The organism is Mesorhizobium sp. P3_A9 (assembly GCF_056402975.1).
Genome location: NZ_JBFUGJ010000311.1, coordinates 1 through 6,943 on the forward strand (window position 1 = coordinate 1; position 6,943 = coordinate 6,943).

Genomic DNA, 6,943 nt, shown 5'->3' on the forward strand with positions numbered 1-6,943 from the left:
TGTGGTGATCGAGATCAAGCCGCTGCCGCGCGGCTCCGGCTTCCAGTTCACCGACACCATCACCGGTGGCGTCGTGCCGAAAACCTACATCCAGTCGGTCGAGACCGGCGTGCGCGATTACCTGAAGACGGGCCCGCTCGGTTTCCCGGTCGTCGACGTCGCCGTCAACCTGTCGGACGGCTCCTACCATGCGGTCGATTCCTCCGACATGGCCTTCCAGATGGCGGCGAAGCTGGCGATGAAGGAAGGCATGGCCRCCTGCTCGCCGGTGCTGCTGGAGCCGGTGATGAAGGTCGAGATCGTCACGCCATCCGACGCGACCTCGAAGATCATCGCGTTGATCCCGCAGCGGCGTGGCCAGATCCTCGGCTATGATGCGCGGGCCGACTGGCCGGGCTGGGATGTCGTCGAGGCGACCATGCCGCAGGCCGAGATCGGCGACCTGATCATCGAACTGCGCTCGGCGACCGCGGGTGTCGCCAGCTATCGCGCCGCTTTCGACCATATGGCCGAACTTACCGGCCGTCTCGCCGACGAAGCGATGAACGCCAACGGCAAGGCCGCGTAATCTTGATCCCGACACAACGCCCCTCGAAAGTTCGAGGGGGCAAAAACGAAAAACGACGCCCGGGGAGCCGGACGTCGTTTTGTTTGCGGACCGTTTTCTTGGGAGGGGAGACGGCAGGTCCGCCGCATGTACAGTCGCCGCGCTTTCGGCGGAAAAAGGTTCGGACGCGGTAGCCGCCTGAGCCCGGGCCGTACGAGTGATGCCCCCATCTCCCGTCCGCACCACACCGCGTCCTATGCTCTACATAGCAGCGGAAGGCATCGTTGTCATGTTACCAGAGGTTACATGACACTGTTACGCGGCAATTCTCGTGAAATTCTCAGCCGCGCCGGCAGGGTCCGGGCAACAAAAAAGCCGGATCAACGAAGATCCGGCTGAGTTTGATTGGAAGTGCCTGTTAAGGCTAACCTCCAGAGGGGAACACTCGAGGGCGCTAATGGGAGGAGAACGCGCCCAGGAGATGATCTATATATCTGCTCTTCATGCCCAAGAAACAAGCATCTATTTTGCAACACACGCATGCAAAAAGATGCAGGCTGTGGTCTAACCCATTCCGAGAGCCAATAGGACCAGCAAAAATCGCCGAAATCGGGCGCGCGGCAGGGTCATTGTCACTACAGAATCGCGATTGCGACCGGTTTTTCGCTTCGAAATGCCAAAACCGGGCAATGATGCGGAAGCAGGCAGCAGGCGTTCATTTCTAAGGCAATGAGGAGGAAGCAGCCAATGCGGACGTTTTCGGCGATTGCCGGCAGCGCTATTTTCCTGATTGCAGCACCGGGCGTGGTTGCCGGACTTGTCCCCTGGCTGCTCAGCGATCGTTGGGGCTTGCCCTGGTCCGCCGTGCCGGGCTTCGTCCTTGCCGGCGGCGTCCTCATCGTCGCAGCGGCCGCCGTGCTGCTGCATGCCTTCGCCCGTTTCGCGCTCGAGGGGTTGGGCACGCCGGCSCCCGTCGCGCCSACCGAGARGCTGGTSATCGGCGGCATCTACCGCCACGTCCGCAATCCGATGTATGTCGCCGTGCTGTCGATCATCATCGGCCAGGCGCTGCTGTTTTCCAGTTGGACGCTTGTCGCCTATGCCGTCATCGGCGCTGGGGTCATGGGCTCGTTCGTCAGGCTCTACGAGGAGCCGACGCTCGCCAACCGCTACGGCGCTGAATACGAAACCTACCGCCGCAACGTCCCCGGCTGGCTGCCGCGCCTGACGCCTTGGCGGGAGTGAACCAAACAGCACCGCCCAGGGCGTGTTGAGATTCAGGTCAGGCCGAGTCGAGAATGGTGGCTTCCGAGAACCGGAGCGGAGCGTACTTTTCGTACGTGAGCATCGGAAGCGCAGGAGGCCGCTATTCGCAGGCCGGCCTCACCTGAATATGGGCATGCCCTTAAAATGACCAGCTTCTGGCTTTCGCAATGATGAAGTCGCGAAACACGTGCAGCTTGGCCTGGTTCTTCATCGCGTCGGGATAAGCGAAATAGGTGTCGAAGGACGGCACCTCGGTTTCCGGCAAAAGCTGCACCAGGCCGGAATCCTTCGAGATCACATAGTCGGGCAGCATGGCGATGCCGGCGCCGCCCTGCACGGCCCGCTTGATCGACAATATGTCGTTGATCTGCAGCGACGGCACGCGCTGGCCGCCTTCGAAATCGCCGACCGTCTCCAGCCAGTTCAACTCCGACAGATGCGACGGCACCGGCAGGCCGAAGGTGACGATGCGATGGTTTCTCAACTCCGAGACCGAGGCCGGCTTGCCGTGCTTGGCGACATAGGACGGGGCGGCATAGAGGTGGAAATGCACGGTGAACAAGCGGCGCTGGATCAGGTCCGGCTGCTGCGGCTGGCGCAGCCGGATGGCGCAGTCGGCCTGGCGCATGGTGAGGTCGAGCTCCTCATTGGCGAGGATCAGCTGCAGGCTGATCTCCGGATAGAGCTCGATGAACTCCTGCACCCGTTCAGTCAGCCAGCCGGCGCCGAGGCCGACCGTCGTCGTCACGCGAAGCACGCCGGAGGGGCGATCCTTGGTCTCGGTCAGSCGCGACTTGATSGTCTCGAGCTTCATCAGCACGTCATGCGCCGTGCGAAACAGCATYTCGCCYTGCTCGGTCAGCACCAGGCCGCGCGCATGGCGGTTGAACAGCGGCACGCCGACGTCATGCTCGAGCGCGCTGACCTGCCGCGATATCGCCGATTGCGACAGATGCAATGTCTCGGCCGCGTGCGTAAACGACCCCGCTTCCGCCGCAGCGTGAAACACGCGTAGCTTGTCCCAGTCCAACGCCATAATTCCCCTCGTTCTGCCTTGGCGTCTGAATGAAAAATCAGGCTTTTACACGGCGTTTCTAAGCCGTTTTTTTAACAGTTTACAGCGGCCCCTATTCCGCTGCTTCGCGATGCACCTCGATACCGGCCAGATACTTTTCCGCTTCCAGTGCGGCCATGCAGCCGAGCCCCGCCGYCGTCACCGCCTGGCGGTAGATGTCGTCGGTCACGTCGCCTGCGGCGAAGACGCCGGGCACGTCGGTGCGCGTCGAATCCGGCGCGGTCCACAGGTAACCATTCGGCTTCTGCTTCAGCTTGCCGGCGAACAGCTCGACCGCCGGTGCATGGCCGATCGCCACGAACACGCCATCGACCTTGAGATGCGTCTCGGCACCGGTCACCGCGTGCTTGAGCTTCAGCCCTTCGACCGAAGGCGGCAACGGCGCCTTGCCGGGACGACCGGTGATCTCGTCGACGATCGTGTCCCAGATGACGCGGACATTGTCCTTCTTCAACAGCCGCTCGCGCAGGATGCGTTCGGCGCGGAAGTCGCTGCGCCGGTGGATGACCGTCACGCTCTTGGCGAGGTTCGACAGATAGAGCGCCTCYTCSACCGCCGAATTGCCGCCGCCGAYCACCGCKACATCCTTGCCGCGATAGAAGAAGCCGTCGCAGGTKGCGCAGGCCGAGACGCCAAAGCCCATGAAGTCCTGCTCGGTCGGAATGCCCAGCCACTTGGCCTGCGCACCGGTGGCGATGATCAGCGCGTCGGCGGTGTAGGTGGTGCCGGAATCGCCCTTGGCGCGGAACGGCCGCACRTTGAGATCGACCTCGGTGATGATGTCGTTGATGATATCGGTGCCGACATGCTCGGCCTGCTTGAGCATCTGTTCCATCAGCCACGGTCCCTGGATCGGGTCGGCGAAGCCGGGATAGTTTTCGACATCGGTGGTGATCATGAGCTGGCCGCCCTGCTGCAGGCCGGCGACCAGCATCGGCTTGAGCATGGCGCGTGCGGCATAGACCGCCGCCGTATAGCCGGCSGGGCCGGAACCGATGATAAGAACAGGCGCGTGCTTGGTGGTCATTTAAAGCCTCAGCGGGGCAGACAAGGAGTGTGCCTTGGGAAAAGACGTGGAATTCGCGCTTAATGTAAGGGTTGCCAACCACGCCAGCAAGACGAACGGGCCGTCGTCCCCGGAAAGCTTCGGCCCAAGCGGTTATTCGCGCGATCACCGCTTTCGTTACCGTTCAAAAATCGCGTTGATGAGGGCTGGCGCCAACACAAAAGTCGTTTAATTACAAAATCGCGAAAGAATCTTGCGCCGAGCTGAGACCGCCATGCCCCTGAAAGCCGACCTCGACGCCATCGACTGGAAGATCCTGCGCGAGTTGCAGGGCGACGGGCGCATGACCAACGTCGAATTGTCGAACCGCGTCGGCATTTCGGCGCCGCCCTGCCTGCGCCGGGTCAAGCGGCTGGAGGAAGCCGGCATCATCCGCGGCTACCGCGCGCTGCTCAATGCGCCGGCGCTCGGCCTCGATGTCGTCGCCTTCTGCCTGGTCGGGCTGCATCACCAGGCCGATGCCGAGTTGCGCACCTTCGCCGAACGCACGCGCGGCTGGCCGATCGTGCGCGATGCCTGGATGGTTTCGGGCGAATCCGATTTCCTGCTGCACTGCGTGGCAAGCGACCTCGGAGCCTTCCAGACCTTCGTCATCGAGGAGCTGACCTCGACACCGAATGTCGACACGGTGCGCACCGCGCTCACCATCCGACGGGTCAAGGATGAAGGCCTGGTCTCCTTCGAGCGACCCTAAAGTCTCACTGCGAATTCCTGACCTTCGCCACACCGGCGCCGCGTTGGTATTCGACAGACGCTGATGTACAAGGCTGGACGGCTCTGTCGGACTTCGTCGCCTGCTTGGTTTCTTAAGCAATTCCTGAAAAAGTGTGTAACGGTTTTCCACCAGGAATTGCTTGAAAACTAGCAGCGTTTGTTCCGGGGACGGCCCGCCATGGGAAGGGGACCATGACTCGATTTGCAAGCCCGGTCTCGGCGCTTATCATCTGCGTGAACGAGGCCGATATGATCGGCCCGTGCCTAGAAAGCATCGACTTCTGCGCCGAGATCATCGTCGTCGATTCCGGCTCGACGGACGGCACCATCGAATGCGTGCAAACCTATATCGCCAAGGGCTACCCGATAACCCTCATGCACAATGACTGGCAGGGGTTTCCGCGTCAGCGGCAATTCACGCTCGACCATGCCACCCAGCCCTGGTGTCTTTCGATCGACCCGGACGAGCGTGTCGACGACCAACTGCGGCAGTCGATCGTCGCCATCACGCAGGCCGCCGACGACAAGATCAGCGGATGGTACATCCGCCGCCGCGATTGGCTGAAGGGCTACGGCTATGCGCACCGCTGGGTGCTGCACAATAGGCTGATGCGGCTTTTCCGTAGGCAGGGCGCCACCATGGATCTCACCGCGCGGGTGCACGAAGCCTTCCACGTGCCGGGCGAGACCGGCACGATCGAAGAGGGCGTCCTGCTGCATCGCCGCGAAATATCGGTCGAGGAGGATCTTGCCCGCGCCAACGCCTATTCCGGCCTCAAGGCCGTCACGCTGGTCGAGAAGGGCAAGAAGCCCGGCCTGGTGCGGCTGGTGCTGTCGCCATTCGGCAACTTCCTGAAATTCTATCTGGCCAAGCGCTACTTCCTGTGCGGCCGGCATGGCTTCGTCTACTCGATGTCGGTGATGATCTATTCCTTCGCCACCGAGGCCAAGCTCTACGAAGCCTCGGAACGCAACGATCCCGTGTGAGCCGTCAGGCCTGGATCAGGACCTTCTGTCCCGGCCGAGCGCTTCAATAGCTGTGAGCAAGCCATCGAGGTCGCGGCTGTCGCGCAGGGATTTGATGGCGAAGCCGGGTTGAACCGCCTCCTCACCGTCCACCAGCCAGCCCTGTGCCAGCCCAGCGCGCCGGCCCGCCTGCATGTCGGCGAGCTTGTCGCCGACGATCAGGGAGCGCTGGAGATTGAGGTCAAGGCGTTTGCCCGCCTCGAACAGCATGCCAGGATTGGGCTTGCGCATCGGATGATCTGATACAGCGAGCGGCCCCACACCCGCCTCGTGATAGGCGCAGGCGAGCACCATGTCGACGAACACACCCTGATCGCCCAACAGGTCGAGCACGCGACCGTTTACCGCCGCAAAGACGCTCCAGTCGAAATAGCCGCGCGCGATGCCGGACTGGTTGGTGACCACGACGACCGGAATCCCGGCCCGGTTAGCCGCTGCGATCACCGGCACGATATTGTCGCGCAGCACGATCTCGGCCGGATCGCTGGGATAGTCGGTATCGACATTGATTGTGCCGTCGCGGTCCAGGAACAGCGCCGGCAGGTGTTGCGGGAAAAGCCGGTCGCCGATCCGCTCGACCCACAGGCCTGGCTCGGTCAGCGGATGTGGCGTCACCACCATGTCAGCCATTGCTGAGGCGCGCTTCGACCACTTCGCAGAGGTGATGGTAGAGGCAGAGATGCCCCTGCTGGATGATCGGCGTCGAGGTCGAGGGCACGTTGAGCAGGATATCGCACAAGGGCTTCAGCTTGCCGCCGGTGTCGCCGGTCAGGCCGATCACCGTCATGTCCATCATCCGAGCCTGTTCGGCGGCGGCAAGAATACTCGGCGAATTGCCGCTGGTCGAGATCGCCAGCAGCACGCCGGCAGCCGACCCATGCGCCTCGACCTGCCGCGAAAACACCGTGTCGAAGCCGTAGTCGTTGCCCCAGGCGGTCAGCACCGCGGCATTGGCTGGCAGCGCGATGACATTGTAGGCCTTGCGCTCCTTCAGGAAGCGGCCGACCAGTTCGCCGGCRATGTGGATGGCATCGCTGGCCGAGCCGCCATTGCCGGCGATCAGCAACGCCTTGCCCGACGAAAGCGCCGTCACCACGGCACTCACCGCCCGCTCCATCTCGCCGGTCAGGTCACGATCGACCATCGCCGTGATCGCGGCCGCCGAGCGGACCAGATAGTCGTTCAGTTCAGACATGAAACCCTCAGCTTGTAGAGCCGGCGCGCAATTTGCCAATGGTGCCGGTAGTGC

At 62.6% G+C, this 6,943-nt stretch carries 7 protein-coding genes and 1 pseudogene; 4 read left to right on the plus strand and 4 right to left on the minus strand.

The features are described from left to right. Nucleotides 1-568, plus strand: a pseudogene (locus AC1DX0_RS28135) (elongation factor G); the annotation flags it as partial. Nucleotides 569-1,294: 726 nt separating this feature from the next. Next, complete coding sequence (locus AC1DX0_RS28140; RefSeq protein ID WP_477357668.1) at nucleotides 1,295-1,792, plus strand: methyltransferase family protein; 498 nt, start codon at nucleotides 1,295-1,297, stop codon at nucleotides 1,790-1,792. A 160-nt stretch (nucleotides 1,793-1,952) separates the two neighbouring features. Here the strand turns inward: AC1DX0_RS28140 and AC1DX0_RS28145 are convergent, their stop codons facing one another. After that, nucleotides 1,953-2,849: a LysR family transcriptional regulator gene (locus AC1DX0_RS28145; RefSeq protein ID WP_172225574.1), complete on the minus strand. Its 897-nt coding sequence runs from the start codon at nucleotides 2,847-2,849 to the stop codon at nucleotides 1,953-1,955. Nucleotides 2,850-2,940: 91 nt separating this feature from the next. After that, the gene (gene trxB / locus AC1DX0_RS28150) at nucleotides 2,941-3,915 is read right to left on the minus strand and encodes a thioredoxin-disulfide reductase (protein ID WP_477357670.1); all 975 of its coding nucleotides are present in this window, start codon (nucleotides 3,913-3,915) and stop codon (nucleotides 2,941-2,943) included. Nucleotides 3,916-4,168: 253 nt separating this feature from the next. On the opposite strand from trxB, the gene AC1DX0_RS28155 reads away from it, so the two are divergent. Both AC1DX0_RS28155 and AC1DX0_RS28160 read left to right on the plus strand, forming a co-directional pair. Continuing rightward, entirely contained in the window at nucleotides 4,169-4,648 is a 480-nt protein-coding gene (locus AC1DX0_RS28155; RefSeq protein ID WP_477223518.1) for an Lrp/AsnC family transcriptional regulator, read from the plus strand. A 212-nt stretch (nucleotides 4,649-4,860) separates the two neighbouring features. Beyond that, the gene (locus AC1DX0_RS28160; protein ID WP_477223519.1) at nucleotides 4,861-5,655 is read left to right on the plus strand and encodes a glycosyltransferase family 2 protein; all 795 of its coding nucleotides are present in this window, start codon (nucleotides 4,861-4,863) and stop codon (nucleotides 5,653-5,655) included. 15 nt (nucleotides 5,656-5,670) lie between these two features. On the opposite strand, the gene gmhB is transcribed toward AC1DX0_RS28160, so the two are convergent. Next, a complete protein-coding gene (gene gmhB, locus AC1DX0_RS28165) occupies nucleotides 5,671-6,324 on the minus strand; it encodes a D-glycero-beta-D-manno-heptose 1,7-bisphosphate 7-phosphatase (RefSeq protein WP_477223520.1) in 654 nt (217 codons plus the stop codon). Continuing rightward, nucleotides 6,317-6,889 (minus strand): D-sedoheptulose-7-phosphate isomerase, encoded by a 573-nt coding sequence (locus tag AC1DX0_RS28170; protein ID WP_477223521.1) that lies wholly within the window; start codon nucleotides 6,887-6,889, stop codon nucleotides 6,317-6,319. The genes gmhB and AC1DX0_RS28170 overlap by 8 nt, the downstream gene beginning before the upstream one ends. Nucleotides 6,890-6,943: the final 54 nt, after the last annotated feature.